The organism is Ferrimonas aestuarii (assembly GCF_005116665.1).
GTDB classification, from domain to species: domain Bacteria; phylum Pseudomonadota; class Gammaproteobacteria; order Enterobacterales; family Shewanellaceae; genus Ferrimonas; species Ferrimonas aestuarii.
Genome location: NZ_SWCJ01000010.1, coordinates 1 through 18385 on the forward strand (window position 1 = coordinate 1; position 18385 = coordinate 18385).

Sequence of the window (18385 nt, forward strand, 5' to 3'; positions counted from 1 at the left end):
CTGGCCCCCGCAACCAACTTATTTGAAAATTCGATTCCCCCTTAGTTCAGTCGGTAGAACGGTGGACTGTTAATCCATATGTCGCTGGTTCAAGTCCAGCAGGGGGAGCCACTTTTAAGATGGGGTTCCCGAACGGTGGACTGGCTATGTTAAAACCGCATATGCCGCCAACACAAGTCCAGCAGGGGAGCCACGTTAAATTGCTTTGATGGCGACGAGACATTGAAGTGATACAGTTTCGGTCGCGGGGTGGAGCAGCCTGGTAGCTCGTCGGGCTCATAACCCGAAGGTCGTCAGTTCAAATCTGGCCCCCGCAACCAACTTCTACTAAGCCCAACTCATCTGAGTTGGGCTTTTTTATTTCTGTAATTTTTCATTTTACCGGACGTCCTTTGTCAAAAAGGGTGGTTTTCTCCAAGTACATTCTGCTAATTCAAACGAATTGTTCTGCTAGGTTCGCGAACCTCTTCCATTTTTCCTCTGTGTAACTGCCTAGATTGGTTAGTTCAACCAAGATTTAGAGTCTTTGATTTAAATCAGTGTTTGAAACTTAGCCATTAAAAGTTAGAATCGGATCACACTTTACTGGTCTGACCTTGGCGATGAGCAAGCCCATGGTAGCCAGATTGCGACATCGAGAGGAAAAACGATGACTAAAAGACAAGAGGTCACAACCCGTAATGGCGATCGTATTGCCATTGTTTCCGGGTTACGTACGCCCTTCGCAAGACAAGCCACTGAATTTCACGGTGTCTCTGCACTGGATATGGGCAAGATGGTGGTATCCGAGTTGATGACTCGTACTGATATTGATCCTGCCATTATCGATCAAGTGGTTTATGGCCAAGTAATTCAAATGCCTAAGGCACCCAACATCGCCCGTGAAATCGTGTTGGGTACCGGCATGAACGTGAACACCGATGCCTATAGTGTTACTCGTGCCTGCGCTACCTCCTTCCAATCTACTGTGAACGTGGCTGAGTCCATCATGGCTGGCACCGTTGAGGTGGGCATCGCTGGTGGTGCTGACTCAAGCTCGGTGCTACCTATCACGGTGACTCCTCGTCTGGCCCATGCGCTGGTGGATCTGACCAAGGCTAAGACCATGGGACAGCGTCTGAACATCTTTAAAAAGTTGAAACTTAAAGATTTAGCGCCGGTACCGCCTGCGGTTGCTGAGTACTCAACGGGCATCTCCATGGGCCAAACCGCTGAGCAGATGGCCAAGAGTCACAGCATCAGCCGTCAATCTCAGGATGAGATGGCGATTCGCTCCCATGAATTGGCGACCAAGAGCTGGGAATCAGGCGTGTTGGCAAACGAAGTGATGACCTGTCATGTGCCGCCATACAAGCAGTTCATCAGCCAAGACAATAACGTCCGTGGTGACATGAAGCTTGAGAAGTTGGCTAAACTGCGGCCGGTATTTGATCGCAAGCATGGTTCGGTGACTGCGGCAAACTCCACCCCGTTGACCGACGGTGCATCGGCGCTGCTGATGATGCCGGAGTCCAAAGCCAAAGCCTTGGGTTACGACCCTATCGGCTACATCCGCAGTTGGGCCTTTACCGCCATTGACGTGTGGGAAGACCTATTAATGGGCCCCTCTTATGCCACGCCGTTAGCACTTGATCGTGCCGGCATGACTCTGGCGGATCTGGATCTTATTGAGATGCATGAAGCCTTTGCCGCGCAGGCTCTGGCCAACATGAAGATGTTTGAGTCCAAGACTTTTGCTGAGAAGCAGCTTGGCCGCAGTGAAGCGATCGGCAACATCGATATGAGCAAGTTTAACGTAATGGGCGGTTCTTTGGCTTATGGTCACCCGTTTGCCGCAACCGGTGCTCGCTTGATTACTCAGGTGTGTAATGAATTGAAACGCCGCGGTGGTGGTGTTGGATTGACGACCGCGTGTGCCGCTGGTGGTCTGGGTGCAGCCATGGTTCTGGAGGTCGAATAATGAAAACCGATAGCTTTTTAGTAGAAGTTCACGAGGACAACATCGCCATCATCACCATGGACGTACCTGGTGAGACCATGAACACCTTACGCAGTGAATTTGGCGATGAAGTTCGCCAAGTTTTGGATTTTTTAAAGTCTCGCAATGACCTAAAAGGGGTGGTATTTACCTCCGGTAAGCCTGATTCCTTTATCGCTGGTGCTGACATCAATATGTTAGCCAGCTGCGAAACCGCTGAAGACGTTTATAAGTTGTCCCGTGACGGTCATAAGCTACTCAATGAGCTGGCCTCTCAGCGTCTTCCTGTCGTAGCGGCGATTCATGGGCCCTGTTTGGGCGGTGGGTTGGAGTTGGCACTGGCGTGTGACTATCGCGTGATCAGCAACAGCCCTAAGACCGTATTGGGTTTGCCAGAAGTTCAGCTTGGCATTCTGCCTGGTGGTGGTGGCACTCAGCGTCTCCCTAAATTGGTGGGCATCGCCAAATCGTTGGATCTGATGTTAACCGGTAAGCAGCTGCGCCCGAAGCAGGCGGTGAAGCTTGGGGTTGCCGATGAGATGGTACCGAATACAGTGCTCATAGAAGTGGCTAAGAAGCATTTGGCCAAAGGCAAGCGCGGTAAGGTGGCTCCGAAGCTAAAAGGCGCGGAGAAGCTGCTTGAGGCGACCTCAGCGGGACGTAACATTATCTATAAGCAAGCGCTGAAAACGGTAATGTCTAAAACCAAGGGCAACTACCCAGCACCAGAGAAGATCATCGATTGTGTGAAGGCCTCCTCTGGCGATCTGGAATCCGGCCTTAAACTGGAAGCCAAACATTTCTCTGAATTGGTGATGTCTTCCGAGTCTGAAGCCTTGCGTTCTATCTTCTTTGCGACTACCGAGATGAAGAAAGAGACTGGAGCGGGCGACGTTGAGCCGAAGCCGGTGAAACGTACCATGGTGCTCGGCGGTGGTTTGATGGGCGGCGGCATTGCTAACGTTACCGCGGTGAAAGCCAAGGTTCCGGTTCGAATCAAAGACATTGCTCATGAGGGGATCAGCAAGGCGATGTCTTCTACCTGGAAGCAATTGGACAAGAAGGTTAAACGTCGTCATATCCTTGAGAGCGAGCGTGATAAGACCATGAGCTTGCTGACAGGCACATTGGACTATCAAGGGGCTCAGAGCATCGATATGGTGATCGAGGCGGTATTTGAAGACCTGAAGCTCAAGCACCAGATGGTGAAAGATGTGGAAGCCAATTGTGGCCCTGATACCATCTTTGCAACCAACACCTCATCCCTGCCTATTGGTCAGATTGCGGCGGTAGCCGAGCGCCCTGAACAGGTGATCGGTTTGCACTACTTCTCCCCGGTGGAAAAGATGCCGTTGGTTGAGGTGATTTCTCATGAAAAAACGTCTGCGCAAACCATTGCTACAACAGTGAAATTTGCTAAGAAACAGGGGAAAACACCGATTGTTGTTAAAGATTGCGCTGGGTTCTATGTAAATCGTATTTTAGCACCTTACATGAATGAAGCGGCTAATTTGCTTCTAGAAGGCGAAGCTATTGAAAAGCTTGATAATTCTTTAGTTAACTTCGGTTTCCCTGTTGGTCCAATAACCCTACTGGATGAGGTGGGAATTGATGTTGGCGCCAAAATTTCGCCGATTTTAGAGGCTGAATTGGGTTCTCGCTTCGCTGCACCAGCGGCATTCGACAAGCTTTTGGCGGATGGGCGCATGGGGCGCAAAAACGGTAAAGGCTTCTACCGTTTCGATAGCGATAAAAAAGGTGCCAAGCCAGTCGACGAATCTGTCTATAAAGTCTTGGGAATCACGCCATCTCCTCGCTTATCTGATAGCGAAATTGCTGAACGTTGTGTGGTCCAAATGCTCAATGAAGCAGCCCGTTGCCTGGATGAGGGTATCATTGCCAGCGCTCGTGACGGTGATATTGGTGCGATTTTCGGCATCGGTTTCCCACCGTTCCTAGGAGGTCCATTCCGCTACATGGATAAGCTGGGAGCGAAGCAGCTTGTGGCGATACTAGAGCGTTATCAAAGCCTACACGGTGACCGCTTCGAGCCTTGTGAACGCCTTAAGGCGATGGCCGCGGAGGACCTGCGTTTTTACGAGTAAGGTCAAAAAAACGGCAGCTTCGGCTGCCTTTTTTTTGCACTGTTGGTAAAGGTGAGTATAATTCGCATCCACTTCGAGAACCGCTGGATAGGATGAAGGTGAAGTTCAGGCTCAGTTCCAAGTAGGTATAACGCGTATGTGGCTGGTAGTTTCGATATTGTCATTTGGGTTCTTCGCAGTTCAGGCTTTTAAAACCGGTATGCCTGTTCGTCGATGGGCATTGGCTGGATTAGTTGCAGGCCCTGCTGTCTGGCCATTGTTTCAGGTGCACCTAAAGCGGGCACAGAAACGCAACTGGCAACCCAACTATGTGCGATTAAATGCCTAGCAGGTCGAGTGATTAAACGATGTAATCTGACTGGCTCACTCTAGCAATCGTCTTATCCCAAAAAAAAGCGCCGCAATTGCGGCGTTTTTTGCTTTTACGGGATTGAGCTTATGCAGTCTGCTGCTCAGACAGCTTGATCCAAGGGTGGCTGGCAGTCTGCTGCTCAGACAGCTTGATCCAAGGGTGGCTGGCAGTCTGCTGCTCAGACAGCTTGATCCAAGGGTGGCTGGCAGTCTGCTGCTCAGACAGCTTGATCCAAGGGTGGCTGGCAGTCTGCTGCTCGGATAGTTTGATCCAAGGGTGGCTGGCAGTCTGTTGCTCAGACAGCTTGATCCAAGGGTGGCTGGCAATCTGGTGCTCGGATAGCTTGATCCAAGGGTGGCTGGCAATCTGCTGCTCAGATAACTTAATCCAAGGGTGGCTGGCGGTTTGCTGCTCAGATAGCTTGATCCAAGGGTGGCTGGCAGTTTGCTGCTCAGATAACTTAATCCACGGGTGGCTGGCAGTTTGCTGCTCAGATAGCTTGATCCAAGGGTGGCTGGCAGTTTGTTGCTCAGACAGTTTGATCCAAGGGTGGCTGGCAGTCTGCTGCTCAGACAGTTTGATCCAAGGGTGGCTGGCAGTCTGCTGCTCAGACAGTTTGATCCAAGGGTGGCTGGCAGTTTGCTGCTCGGATAGCTTGATCCAAGGGTGGCTGGCAGTTTGCTGCTCGGATAGTTTGATCCAAGGGTGGCTGGCGGTCTGTTGTTCAGACAGTTTAATCCAAGGGTGGCTGGCAGTTTGCTGCTCGGATAGCTTGATCCAAGGGTGGCTGGCAGTTTGCTGCTCGGATAGCTTGATCCAAGGGTGGCTGCTTAGGTGAATGTTTTGCTCTAGATTGACTTTTTGAATTTTAGAATTATCCAGTTGTTGAGATACTGGATTTTTTATCCAAGGAGTGCGGCTTTGCTGTATATCATTCTTTAGCCAAGGGTTTCGTGTTTCTGCGAACATTTGCGCATTATAGGTATTTATTAAAGTATCACTTTTTTGTTCGTGGGAAATAACGTCAGCGATGCAAGTAGAAGCAAATGAAGAAAATACAACTGCAGTAATTAGATTTTTCATGAGAACGCCCTTGTTAAATTATTATCAGTGAAAAATGAGTTCACTGAGTAATTAGCAATGGGCGTGCCAGTTCTTTCCTGTCAAATATTTGAACTATTTAGTGAATTAATCCTGCTTTTCTTTGAGCTTTTGTTTGAATAATGCTTGTTTTATCTTGGCTGTAGGCAAAGGCTTGCTAAAAAAGTAGCCTTGAATCATTTCACAGCCTAAGTCGCTTAATTTTTTAAGTTGTTGCTCAGTTTCAATTCCCTCTGCAACAACGGAAAGATCCATGTTATGTGCAATCGTAATAATGGAGTCAACCATCTTAAGATCCCGCTCGCTGTGGCCAATATCATCAATAAAGGATTTATCCACTTTCAACGTATGAATGGGGAATCGTTTTAAATAGGCCAGTGAGGAGTATCCGGTACCAAAGTCATCCAGCGCCAAGTGTACACCCAATGCTGATAGGCGATTCATGATGGTGATCGCATGCTCAGGCTGCTCAATCAAGGTACTCTCGGTGATCTCTAGCTCCAACTTATTCGCGGGAAGCCCGGTATGATGAAGCAGGCTTTCAATTCGGTCACACAAGGTTTCTGAGGTGAACTGAGGGCTGGAGAGATTCACGGCAATGCGGTCGAATTCCAGTCCTTCGTCTAACCAATGCGCGGCGGTTTGGCAAGCCTTGCGAAGCACCCAGTCGTCTAGCTCAACAATGAGGCCGGTGTCTTCTGCGAGCTTAATAAAGTGAAACGGTGATAGCGTGCCTTTCTCTGGGTGGTTGAGCCGTATCAACGCCTCCATGCCACAGATAAGATTGGTCTCTAGGTGAAGCTTAGGTTGGTAGTAAAGTTCAAACCACTCCTCTCTCAGCGCCTGACGAATCATGCTTTCGGTTTCGAATCGCTTCAATGCATCTTCATTCATGCTGTCGTTGAAAAACGAGAAGCGTTGGCCACCTAAGCTTTTGGCATGGTACATCGCCAGATCCGCTTTTCTGAGCAAGGTATTGGTGTCATTGTCATCGTCTGGAAAGCTGACAATGCCGATGCTGCCATTGATGACGATCTCCTCGTTACCAAGCAAAAACGGCTGATCGAAGATACGCAGTATTTTACTGCCGATGGTCGCTGCAATGGCGCTGGAGTTTCGAACTTCGGCAATCACGGCGAACTCATCACCGCCGATCCGGTAAGCTTCTACATTGCCGGTAAGGCTGCTGTTGAGTCGCTGTGCGACGTGGCAGAGTAGGGTGTCACCACAATCATGGCCTAGGGTATCGTTAATGCGCTTGAAGTTATCGAGATCGAAGACCAATAAACAAAATGGTTGGTTATTGGTGATTCTGGCTTCTAGGCGAGTCTGTAAATAGGTGCGATTCGGCAGTCCGGTGAGCACGTCGTTGTTGGTTAAACGGCGAAGCTCTAATTCATTATTCTTTCTATGAGTAATATCCGCGATAATACCAACGAAATAGCTAGGGTTATTTTTATCGCTATTGATTAAATCAATGGAAACATCTAAATGAAGGTGACGGCCATCAAGGCGGCGATAATCAATTTCTGATGTCCAACGGCCTTGTTTGCTAACAATATTAGCAATGTCTTCTTGGTGGCTTTGCTCTAAGTTGCCAAGTTTAAATGGTTGGCCGATTAGTTCGTTTTTGTGACTGCCAAGTAGATGAGTTGCACTGTCATTGAGCTCAATGTAGTTAAAGTTTTCATCAAGGATGAACATACCTTCAGAAATATTCTTTAGAGCTTGAGCAAAAATATTTAATCTTTCCTCTGTTGCCTTTATCAAAGAAATATCTTTAATGGTACCCGTCATTCGGGTAGGTTTTTCATCTTGGTATTCTACAATTTTGGCACGATCTAACAACCAAACCCAGTTACCGTTATTATCTTTAACGCGATAGGTAGCTTCAAAATGATCGACATTGCCATTTAGGTGTTCTGCAATGGCGTGACTGACTCGCTCTAAATCACCAGGGTGAATATTGCTGTCGGTGGTGTGTACATTGCGACAGCCATCTTGGGGGAAGTCCAACTCACCAAGCACATTAGAGCGATACACGCGACCACCAACGATGTCCCAGTCCCACATCTCATCGCCACTTCCCCATAGGGAAAGTTTGAGGCGCTCTTCACTTTTTGCGATACGACGCTGTACCAACAGGCGTTGTTGGTAGTTGCGATAGATAAGCACTGACAACAGCAGCAAAATCATGCCAGCACAGGCTTTGGCCATGTCTGTCAGCCACCAGGGAGGACGAATGTTGATTTGAACTTCGGTGATTGGGCTTTCAATACCGGTTTCGTCTATGGTTTTTACCTGAAAGACATAGCTACCGTGAGGCACGTTGGTATAGGTAGCTTGACGCTGTTCATCTGGGGACTCCATCCAATTTTCATCTAAGCCTTTTAAGCGATAGAGGTAGCTTAAATCGTGGGATAGGGCATCTGCTGGCGAGGAGAATTTGAACGAGAATGGGTAGTCGCTGTAATTTAAAAAGATCTGTTTGGCGCTGATGATGTTTTCAGGCAGTACGTTGCCGGGTTTGACCGCTTTATTAAACAGATTAAAGTCAAATATTAGCGGCGCAGAAAGTTGGTATTGAAAATCGTGGTTTTTACCGACGACATTGAAGCCATACTTTCCACCAAATAGCATTTTGTCTTGATAACGACCGGAAGCCAGCCCGAAAAATTCCGCCATGGCTCCCTGTTTTTGAGTATAGAGACGTTCCAATTTGCCGGTTTCATTGTTGATCACGACTACGCCGTTGGCGGTGGCCGTAATCAAGTAGTCGTCTGTGACTTCAAAGGAGTAGGAGGCGGTGTTGTAGAGGTCGGTCAGGTTTTCTACCTGGCCCAATGAATGGTAGCGATATAAGCCACCTTCGAAGTTTTGTAGAAAAATTCGACCTCGAGAGGCCTTGATGCCATTAATGATCACTCCTTCTAAGAAGGTACCATTACGGATGAGCTGCTGTTTGAGTTTCGTTATTTGATGGACGCCGTTTTGCGTACCAATGAATAAGCCGGTCCGTGTGGCTAGGCCGTTTAGAATGGGTGCCTGAATGCGCTCTTTAAATGGAACTTTGACAATGCGTGGATTGGTGTCGAACTCTTTAAGCTCCATTAGACCATGATCGACGGTACCTAAGAATAAGCGGTTGCTGTATGGATCAGGAATGATGCTACTGAATGCTGCCTCATATTGGAGGCTGGTACTGTTGTAGTTGGCATCAATGACAGTTACGCCATTATGACCGCTGACCAGCAGTTTGCCGGCGTGGCTGGCTACGGCCTTTGGGCCTGAAATACCGGTATTGACACTCCGTTGCCATGTCATGCTTTCATCGTAGAAATGGATCTCTGGTGTATCAGTCAGCAGTACCAGTAAACCGTTAAATTCATGCAAGCCCCAGACACTATTAAGGTCAGGGTTAGTGTATTTCTTAACGGAGTTGTTGCTGTTAGCGCGAACGTATAGCCCTTCTCCACGAACGGCAAGCCACAGGTTTCCGTGCTTGTCCTCGTAGGTGCGGGTAATTGGCAGTAAACTCCGGCTGGTTTCAATCACGCGGGGGGGAAGGGCATCGGTAATTGAAAGTTGGGTAACTTGATGGCCGTGGGTGATGTAAAGCTTGTCACTTCCCGGTTGGTGGTTTATTTGGCCAAAATTTTCCCCTTCTAATAAGGTTACTGCGGTGACGGAGTCCACCTGAGTAAGGGCCGTTTGGGTCAACGCATAAAATTGCTGGTTGATGATTTTAAGATCCACCAGTGGGCCTTCGACCAGTGTAAATGGCTCGGGCAGTTGGCTGTTGCCTATCGGCAGCACTTGGCCGGCGCTGTTAATGGCAAAGCCCCCCATGGAGGTGGGCATATATCGGATTAAATTCTCTGATTGTTGTTGTACTTCGACCTGATCGGTTTCAAGGTCGACGGAGATGAGGCCTTTGTCACTGGCGACCCAGAGGTATTTGTCATCAAAAGAGAGGTGGTTGGGTTTGGCTCCGTGAGGCAGCATTAACGTTGAAAAGGTTTGCTGCTGGATGTCATAACGCTCTAGGTTGGATTGCGAAGCGATATAGAGCGAGTCGTTGGCTTCAACATAGACCAACCGGAACAGCATATTGAAGGCAAGGCTGTTTTTATCTGGCTGGGGATGGAATGAGGTAAATCGATAGCCGTCAAAGCGGTTTAGGCCGTTGAGCGTGGCAAACCAAAGCACGCCGCGCTTGTCTTCAGCAATGGCGGTCACATCAAGCTCTGTGAGCCCGTCTTGCTTAGACAGGTGCTGAAACGTGTCTGACAACGTCAGAGGCACTGCGACTGCATTTGTTACCGCAAGGCATAGCAGCATCACGGCGGAGAAGATCCTTTTTAAGCTCATTCCAATGTTTATCTTTATTGTGTACCGGACAGATCAAAGAAGTGGCGCCCAGATTGGTAGTCCTGTTGCGTCACCCACTTAAGATAAAAGCGTTTAATTATTGATTTTCTTTAGTTCTCAATCACTTTAACACTGGAAAAATCGGTCGAGCAAACCTCTGCACTGACATTTATGAGCAGAATTCAGTGTTTTGAAAAACGGCTTGATTCCGATTTAAACTGAACTAAGTCATCAATGCTGTCGCTCGCCTCAATTCCAGAGAGATCCTGGTGTTGATTGCCGCAACTGAAGAGAATAAGTCTGTCTGGGGTTTTGGGTTTCATTCGTTCAATTATAAAACGAATCATTTCTGCTCGTTCTACAGTGAGAATAGCATCAGCAATGGCTTGGCGTTGGTTGAAGTCCACATCTTGGTTGCCGATGCTGGTCCAAAGGCGCTGGGCTCGGGCATTGATGTTGGTATCTGCTTCAAGAATTTGGTTTACCAAGCCCTGTTTTGTCGCCTGCCACTGTTGATGGGTTATCTGCATCAGGGCGTAGCTGAAGTCAGCGATGAATTGGTCGATGGCTTCAATCAGACGTTGGGGGCTGGCAACAGGGCTTTGAATGTAGAACATCAGCCCCGGATAGTGATTCAGCGGTACATAACTGGTGCCAACCATATAGCCGAGCTGTTGCTTGGTACGTAGCTCATGGAAAAACTGCGATGACATTGCATGATTCAAGAGGCTGAACATGGCGGCTTTGTGCGGCGTGTGCTGCCGCGATTGGTAGTAGACCAAGATGGCGCTATCTTGATGCTCTGCGGTGATCTCTCGCAGCAAAGTGCCTTTACCTTCGATGCTCACCAGCTCTCGGGTGACTTCATCTCCAGGATTACTCACCGCCGACAGCAGCTTTTCCAGTGTGGCGCCAAGTTGTTTGGCTTCAGACTTAAGCCAATCCCCATAAACAAAGGCTTCAACGTTTACGTGATCATAGATGCGATTGATGTGGTTATGCAGCTCTTCCAAGGTGACCGTCTCCAAGCCCGCGGCGAGGCGCAAAGGCTCAAACGTTCGGTGCTGCAGGGTGGCGGTTAAGCTGTTAAACAGTTTTGATATGGGGCGTGCCCGTCGAACGGCGTGCCAATTTCGCATTAGCCTCGCTTTGGTATCGTTAAATCGTCGAGGCAGAAAATTGCGCTTTCTCGCTTGGGTGAGCAGTAATGACAGCAGCGCTTCCTGTTTGCCGGTATAGCCCGTTAGGTGCAGAGTAAGCCCACCTTGATGCGGATAAATGTTGTAACTTAAGCCCGCAATCTCAGCGGCATAGGTACGTTCACTGAGGTCATCCAGCAGCATGGCGATGTAGAGCCGAGTCAGTGCCGCCGCACGAGTGGTTCGGTGAGCTTCGTCGCTGTCCAGCGCAATGAATAGATGCCCTTTGGGAACATTGAAATCGCTGTCTTTAAAGTGCCACAACTTAAGCCCCGGTTGCTGATAAATAATCTGCGGGACCGAGCTGCTACTTTCCTCTTCACGGGGTACTACATTGTCGAGAATGTAAGGGTTTGGTGCCGGTAAACTCAGTTCGTGGGAACGAGGGACGGCAGCCCATTTGGCACGTCGCGCATCGGTAATGGGGGCAGTGGCAAATGGCGTGTGGTAGTAGTCCGCTTGCTGGTCGGTCTCCAAATCTGGCAAAACCAAGGTCAACCGCAGTTTATTTGGCAGCATGCCCGCCATCAGCTTTTTGGTGAGGGTGACGTCTAAGCCGTCCATGCGGTAGTCGCCAAATACGGCATCTTCTGCACTGTAATGGTGCAGATTAATGGCAAGGTGGCTGGCAATATCCAAAGGCTTGCTAGGTTCTTGATAGCGGAAAGCCAGATCCATCAGCACTCTACGCTCATCGTAGCGCCAAGACTCAATTCCCTGCGCACGCACCAATTCGATGTACTGAAACATCAATCCTATGATGGTGTCCTGTTCGCGAATGCCCTTCTCTGTCAGTTGAAAGCTGATATTGAAGTCTTTGAAGTTATAGCCATTAATGCCGCCACCGGCTGAGAGGTTGGTAGCCAGCCCTTGACGTTTCAGTAGAGACAGCAGGCTGCCTTTTCCTTCATAACCTAATAGGTGCGCCAGAAAGGTCAGCGGCTTTAAGTGGTACCACTTATCGATTCCTGGCAATGGAAAGGTGACGGTGAGGCGACGTTGGGATTTTAGAGGTGTGGTTCGAACCTCAATGTTCATGTCACTGTCGCGATAAAGCTCAATCTGAGGATAGGATTTGGTCAGATTAAGGTTATTAATGTCGCTAAAGTGGCGCTCCAATAACGTTTTCTGGTTTTCCAAAGGCTCTGGGCTGACTAATACCAAGGTCATCAGGTTGGCGGAATATTGGCTGTTGTAAAACGCCAGCAACTCCTCTCGAATCGATTGTTGATTGCGATCGGCTAGAGTCTCAATGTTGCCTACGGAAAACTTACTGAAAGGGTGTTCTGGATTCACCGTTTGCTTGTGAACCTGGTACAGGCGGCGCACGTCGTCACGCAGTTTCATCTTAAATTCTGAATCAACGGATTGACGTTCTTTATCGACCAGATGGGAATCGAATAATGGGGCGGTGAAAAATTGACTAAATCTCTCTAAACCTTCGGGAAAGCTGTCGTGATTGATGTCGAAAAAGTAGCTTGTAAATTCAGGTCCAGTCCACGCATTGTGGTTACCGCCATGTTGGCTGATGAACTGTTGGTACTCCCCAGGATTAGGGAAGCGTTCGGTTCCTAAAAACAACATGTGCTCTAGAAAATGAGCCATGCCTTGACGATCCATAGGGTCATCAAAATGACCCACATTAACGGCCATGGCTGCTGCAGATTTACTGGCATCAACGTCTTGAACTAGCAAGGCTTTAAGGCCATTGTCCAAGATAATGTGTTGATAGCCTTTGTTGTCGTTGGGGCTGACAGTGAGCTGCGGCATGGGCGTTCGATCCTCAAGGTGTACTAGCAGTCGCGGTTATCTTGCGCCGGATACAACCTTGGGCAACGACATGGATTATTGTCTCTGTGATAAAGGTTAGTTAATCGCGACTGAGTACGTGATATTTTTGTTGGCTTATTTTGTCTTTGGCCTATTGAACCACAGACTATGATCCTGTTTCAGCTATCTTTTTTAGAAAACTGTGGTTTACAGGAATTTGGCTACTCTCTGAGAGTCGCTTTGGATACAATGACCCGCGTATCGAAAGAATAATTTCACGCCGATACAGAGGTCGAAATTTCCAGTTTTTTGGGGTGACAATGCAACTGTTAATGATGCGCCATGGCGAGGCCGGATTCGAGCAATCCGTGGATGAGCAGCGACGTTTAACTGATCTTGGCCAGCGTGAAGTGCTGCACATGGGATCCAAGTTGGCGCCGTGGTTTACTGAATGCCAGTTGGTGTTGGTCAGCCCTTATGTGCGGGCTCAGCAGACTCTGACCTGCTTAACATCATATCTGCCGGAATCGGCACAAGTGGTTACGCTGCCTGAATTGACGCCAGAGTCCAATCCTGATCTAAGCCACGATGTTATTGCGGCGCACTGCGAATTGACCCAGGCCAAGCGAGTGCTGGTGATAGCGCACATGCCATTGCTGGCATATCTGGTGCGTGAATTTGTGCCAGGTCAGGAGCCACCCTTGTTTGCCACTGCGGCGGTGGCTAGCATAGAGCTGAGTGATGCTGGCCACAAGCTAACCGGCATGCACGCGCCCGCTTTTACTGAGGTTTTATAAGCCATAAAACGGCAAAGGCCCCAACGTGAGGGGCCTTTTTGATCGTGTTTCTTAAGCTTTGGTCGTGGCTTTGACCCCATCAGCGGCGGCCGAAAAACTCTGGGCCATGATCGATATCCACCAGAACTAGCAAAGAGCCATCGCCGCCGTATTCCAGCGGTGCTTGATGGTAGGCGACCACATCTGGGTGTTGGCTAAGCCAGGCGGGAATTTGCTGCTTCAGCACGCCACTGCCGATGCCGTGCATGATGCAGGCACAGTCGATGTGGTGTTTTTTACACTCGTCAATCAAGGCGATCAGTTCAAATCTGGCCTCTTGCGCTCGATAGCCATGCAGGTCAAGCATCAACTCTGGGGCGTAGTCGCCTCGGCGCAACTTTTTCAGCTCAAAGGGATCGGCACCTTCACGGACATAGCGAGTGGGGCCGTTATCGGGCATCGCCGGTTGAAACTCGTCGGAAAAATAGTGATCGGCCTGCTGACGCTGCTGGTTCTCCTCAAGGCGGCGTTTCACCTTCGCCTCTTTCGGGTGATGATGCTTATCTTGAGAAAGCGGCTTAATGCCCTTCATTAAGTCACTGAATAAGTTGTCGTCGTCGGTCATGATCTCTTTGCTATCAACAGGCGGTTAAAAAGGAATGCAATCGTAATCCGCCATAGGGCGGGTTACAATACGCGTAATTGTACATGAAATAGGGCATTCCTAGTGGATAAGATTTTTATCGATGAAGCGGTTACCGAACTGCATACCATTGAAGATATGTTGCGTTGGTCCGTCAGCCGCTTTAATGATGCGGGCATCTTTTACGGCCACGGTACTGATAATCCTTGGGATGAAGCGGTCGCCCTGGTGATGCATTGTTTGCATCTGCCGCTGGAGTTGGGAGGCGAGGTTCGCCGTGCTCGTCTGCTTTCTAGCGAGAAATACAAGATTGCTGAGATGGTGATCAAGCGCGTTCAAGAACGCACTCCAGTGCCTTACCTGACCAACAGCGCTTGGTTCGCCGGGCTGGAATTTTACTGTGATGAGCGGGTGCTGGTGCCACGCTCTCCATTTGCCGAACTGATTGAAAAACAGTTTACGCCGTGGATGTACAACAAGCCGGTTAATCGCATTTTGGATCTGTGTACCGGTTCTGGCTGTATCGCCATCGCCTGTGCTTACGCCTTCCCTGATGCGGAAGTGGATGCAGTGGACATCAGTAGCGACGCATTGGACGTTGCACAGATTAACATTGAGCGTCATGGCTTGCTGGAAAACGTCTTCCCAATTCAATCCGATGGCTTCCATGGCTTGCCAGGCCAGACCTATGATCTTATTGTATCCAATCCGCCGTATGTCGACGCCGAAGACATGGCCGATCTGCCGGAAGAGTTCCACCACGAGCCTGAGCTTGGGTTGGCCTCCGGTCACGACGGTTTGGATCTGACTCGTCGAATCTTGCGTGAAGCTGCCAGTCACCTGAATGACAACGGCGTGCTGATCGTCGAAGTGGGGAACTCTTGGGTGGCACTGCAACAGCAGATGCCAGATGTTCCTTTCACCTGGATCGAGTTTGAAAACGGCGGTGATGGCGTGTTCGTACTCACGAAAGAGCAGTTAGTGGCACATCAAGAGAGCTTTCAGTAGAAACTAATTAGAGAAGGGAGTGCCCCTAGGCAATGGCTGGCAATACAATTGGAAAAATCTTTAGCGTGACCACCTATGGCGAGAGTCACGGGTTGTCGCTGGGCGCCATCGTTGATGGTTGCCCTCCTGGCATTGAACTGAGCGAAGCGGATCTGCAACTGGATCTGGATCGCCGCCGTCCAGGCAGCTCTCGATATACCACCGCCCGTCGCGAAGCTGACGAGGTGAAAATTCAAAGTGGTGTGTTTGAAGGCAAGACCACCGGCACGCCAATCGGTTTGATCATCGAGAACACCGATCAGCGTTCTAAAGATTATTCGGCGATTTCGCAGACGTTTCGCCCAGGCCATGCGGATTACACCTACCATCATAAATATGGCAACCGCGATTATCGCGGTGGTGGCCGCAGCTCTGCGCGGGAAACCGCCATGCGAGTGGCCGCCGGTGCCATTGCCAAAAAGTACCTAAAACAGCAGTTTGGTATTGAGGTACGTGGATATTTGTCACAGCTGGGGCCAATTAAGGCCGAGTCGGTGGATTTCACTCAGGTGGAAAGCAATCCGTTCTTCTTCCCGGATGCGTCAAAGTTGGAGGCACTGGATGAGTTCATGCGTGACCTTAAAAAGCGTGGCGACTCCATTGGCGCCAAGGTGACGGTAGAGGCGTCTAATGTCCCTGTTGGCCTAGGTGAGCCAGTGTTTGACCGCTTGGATGCGGATCTGGCCCACAGCCTGATGAGCATCAATGCGGTAAAAGCGGTGGCCATTGGTGATGGCTTTGATGTGGTCGAGCAACATGGCAGTGAGCATCGTGATGAGCTAACGCCTGATGGCTTTACCAGCAACCACGCCGGCGGCATTCTTGGCGGCATCAGTTCAGGTCAGCCGATTGTGGCACACCTGGCGCTGAAACCGACCTCCTCCATCATGGTGCTGGGCAACAGCATTAATACCCAAGGGGAAGCCACTGAGATGGTGACCCGCGGCCGTCATGATCCTTGTGTGGGCATTCGCGCCGTGCCCATTGCTGAAGCGATGATGGCCATCACCTTGATGGATCATCTATTGCGTCATCGGGCGCAGAATCTGGATGTGTCGGTAGCCACACCGACACTACAGATGAAGGACTAATGATTGAGGCGCTCACTATTGAGCGCCTTTTTGGATCGGTAAAACGCACTCATTTCGAGTGGTTTGTGTAGTAGAGAACGCTGTGAGTGAGCAGTTTTGGCAGCCGGTGCGTCAGACACTGGCGTCTAATTATTTCTTTTTCTTTGCCATCTTAGGGCTAACCGTCCCCTACATGGGGGTCTATCTCGACCTTCGTGGTTTTAACTCTGAAGAGATTGGTGCCTTGATGGCGATCATCATGGGCACGCGCATTATCGCTCCCTTCCTTTGGGCCAGCTTTGCCGATGCCACAGGCCGCCGTGCCATGGTGGTGAAAGTAGGGGCCGGCATGGCGATGCTGGGATTCTCCGGCCTGTTTTTTGCGCACGATTTTTGGTCGGTGGCGCTGGTGCTGGCATTTTACAGTTTCTTCTGGAATGCCATCTTGGCACAGCTGGAGGTGCTCACCCTAGGTTCTCTCGGCGCTAAGGCGCACCAATACAGCAAAGTTCGAAGCTTTGGCAGTATGGGTTATCTGCTGGTGGTGATCATCGGCGGTTGGGTATTCGAGCGCTGGGATGCGGGTTTGCTGCCGTGGATCGGCTTCTCGTTGTTTGTGTCGCTGTTTATCACTACGTTGCCGTTAAATGCCCCCATCATTCGCCCCAATAAAGACAGCTCTGGCAGCCTAAAACTGACAGTTACTGGTGCACTGTTTATCCTGTTTGCCATGGGCATTCAGGCCAGTCATGGGCCATTTTACGGCTTTTATGTACTCTATCTGCAGCAACTGGGAATCGGCGAGAGCATCGCTGGCATCTTGGTGGCCTTTGGCGTGCTGGTGGAGATCGCGATTTTTGCCATCGCCCCTCGGTTACTTGGCCGCTATCAGCTTACTAGCTTGATGATGGCTTGCGCCCTGTTCACGGCGCTGCGCTGGTGGTTAACCGCTGAGATGGATAGCGCAGCAGGACAAGCATTGGCAACGTCTCTGCACGCCATTAGTTTTGGTCTATCCCACAGCTGCGCCATGCAGTACATCCATAAGGAGTACCCGTCGCATTTTCAAGGGCGAGCGCAGGCGCTGTATGCCAGCCTGACCTTTGGTATTGGCGGCGCTTCTGGGGTGTACGTCAGTGGTCATTTGTGGAAGCTGGATCATAACTACATCTGGTATCTTGGTGTGGCACTGGCGCTGATTTCGGTGTTGGCGGTACTGGGCATACAATGGCGCAATCGCCTCCAGCGTAACTAAAGAGGGCACAGATGACCAAGGCGGAGCTTATCCTCTGTTTTAATCAGGGACTGGGCAGAGAGTTTGAAACCTTGCTTATTGATCAAGGGGATGAGCCTTTGTATCTGCCAAAAGACGCTCGCTGTCCGTTTCATCGTATCTACTTTGCCCATGGCTTTTTTGCCAGCGCTTTGCACGAACTGGCGCATTGGTGCCTAGCTGGGGAGCGCCGTCGTCAGTTGGTGGATTACGGCTATTGGTATGAACCCGATGGTCGCAGCGAAGCCAAACAGGCGGAATTTGAATCGGTAGAGGTCAAGCCCCAAGCCATTGAGTGGGCGTTTCATCTGGCGCTAGAGCGCTATTTTGACGTCAGCCTAGACAACACCGGCGACGTTGCCACCGACAGTGCCGGTTTCAAGGCTAAGGTGGCCGAGCAGCTGGCTCGGTATCAGCAGCATGGGTTTCCCCCAAGGGCGGCTCGTTTACTTGATGATCTCAAGGGCCATCGGCAACTGAAACAATCGTTATTACAACGAGGGTCTGTTTATCTTGGGTGATGAAATTTTGGTCTAGGATAACGGCTTTTAATCAAGGAAAACGATTGATAGCATAGTGGCTCTACGTTGAAATCGTTTGACGCAGAGAAATACCAATTGCACTAATGGTCTGATGGTTCAGCTGAAATTAATCGGTTCTCAGGCAAGGCAGTAAAGCGAAGCTTTAGTGGGTCTAAAGA

11 protein-coding genes and 2 tRNA genes are annotated in these 18385 nt (G+C 49.8%); 9 read left to right on the forward strand and 4 right to left on the reverse strand.

Features of this window, described 5'->3' with window-relative positions:
• The first annotated feature begins 35 nt into the window (after positions 1-35).
• From FCL42_RS13115 to fadJ, 4 genes are all read left to right on the forward strand, one after another.
• Positions 36-111, forward strand: a tRNA-Asn gene (locus tag FCL42_RS13115).
• 132 nt (positions 112-243) lie between these two features.
• Positions 244-320 (forward strand) — tRNA-Met (locus FCL42_RS13120).
• Positions 321-649: 329 nt separating this feature from the next.
• The gene (gene fadI / locus FCL42_RS13125) at positions 650-1960 is read left to right on the forward strand and encodes an acetyl-CoA C-acyltransferase FadI (protein WP_136863878.1); all 1311 of its coding nucleotides are present in this window, start codon (positions 650-652) and stop codon (positions 1958-1960) included.
• A complete protein-coding gene (gene fadJ, locus FCL42_RS13130; protein WP_136863879.1) occupies positions 1960-4083 on the forward strand; it encodes a fatty acid oxidation complex subunit alpha FadJ in 2124 nt (707 codons plus the stop codon). The genes fadI and fadJ overlap by 1 nt, the downstream gene beginning before the upstream one ends.
• Positions 4084-4519: 436 nt before the next feature.
• On the opposite strand, the gene FCL42_RS13140 is transcribed toward fadJ, so the two are convergent.
• The 3 genes from FCL42_RS13140 to FCL42_RS13150 all read right to left on the reverse strand — a co-directional run bounded on the left by FCL42_RS13140 (position 4520) and on the right by FCL42_RS13150 (position 12876).
• On the reverse strand, positions 4520-5404 hold the full coding sequence (locus FCL42_RS13140) for a hypothetical protein (protein ID WP_136863881.1): 885 nt from the start codon (positions 5402-5404) through the stop codon (positions 4520-4522).
• A gap of 219 nt (positions 5405-5623) precedes the next feature.
• On the reverse strand, positions 5624-9907 hold the full coding sequence (locus FCL42_RS13145; RefSeq protein ID WP_136863882.1) for an EAL domain-containing protein: 4284 nt from the start codon (positions 9905-9907) through the stop codon (positions 5624-5626).
• Between the two features lie 182 nt (positions 9908-10089).
• Positions 10090-12876 carry an insulinase family protein gene (locus tag FCL42_RS13150; protein ID WP_136863883.1) on the reverse strand — a complete coding sequence of 929 codons (2787 nt, stop codon included), beginning with the start codon at positions 12874-12876 and terminating at the stop codon, positions 10090-10092.
• A 320-nt stretch (positions 12877-13196) separates the two neighbouring features.
• Between FCL42_RS13150 and sixA the strand changes: the two genes are divergently transcribed.
• Entirely contained in the window at positions 13197-13673 is a 477-nt protein-coding gene (gene sixA, locus FCL42_RS13155) for a phosphohistidine phosphatase SixA (protein ID WP_136863884.1), read from the forward strand.
• Positions 13674-13752: 79 nt separating this feature from the next.
• Here sixA and smrB read toward each other — a convergent pair whose 3' ends face one another.
• Positions 13753-14277, reverse strand: coding sequence for an endonuclease SmrB (gene smrB / locus FCL42_RS13160; protein ID WP_136863885.1), 525 nt, complete (start codon positions 14275-14277; stop codon positions 13753-13755).
• Positions 14278-14379: 102 nt separating this feature from the next.
• Between smrB and prmB the strand changes: the two genes are divergently transcribed.
• The 4 genes from prmB (at position 14380) to FCL42_RS13180 (ending at position 18206) form a co-directional block, all read left to right on the forward strand.
• Positions 14380-15303, forward strand: a complete 924-nt coding sequence (gene prmB, locus FCL42_RS13165) for a 50S ribosomal protein L3 N(5)-glutamine methyltransferase (RefSeq protein ID WP_136863886.1) — start codon at positions 14380-14382, stop codon at positions 15301-15303.
• Between the two features lie 32 nt (positions 15304-15335).
• Entirely contained in the window at positions 15336-16433 is a 1098-nt protein-coding gene (aroC, locus tag FCL42_RS13170; RefSeq protein ID WP_136863887.1) for a chorismate synthase, read from the forward strand.
• Between the two features lie 82 nt (positions 16434-16515).
• On the forward strand, positions 16516-17667 hold the full coding sequence (locus FCL42_RS13175; protein ID WP_169308387.1) for an MFS transporter: 1152 nt from the start codon (positions 16516-16518) through the stop codon (positions 17665-17667).
• Between the two features lie 11 nt (positions 17668-17678).
• Positions 17679-18206, forward strand: a complete 528-nt coding sequence (locus FCL42_RS13180; RefSeq protein WP_136863889.1) for an elongation factor P hydroxylase — start codon at positions 17679-17681, stop codon at positions 18204-18206.
• The last annotated feature ends 179 nt before the right edge of the window (positions 18207-18385 follow it).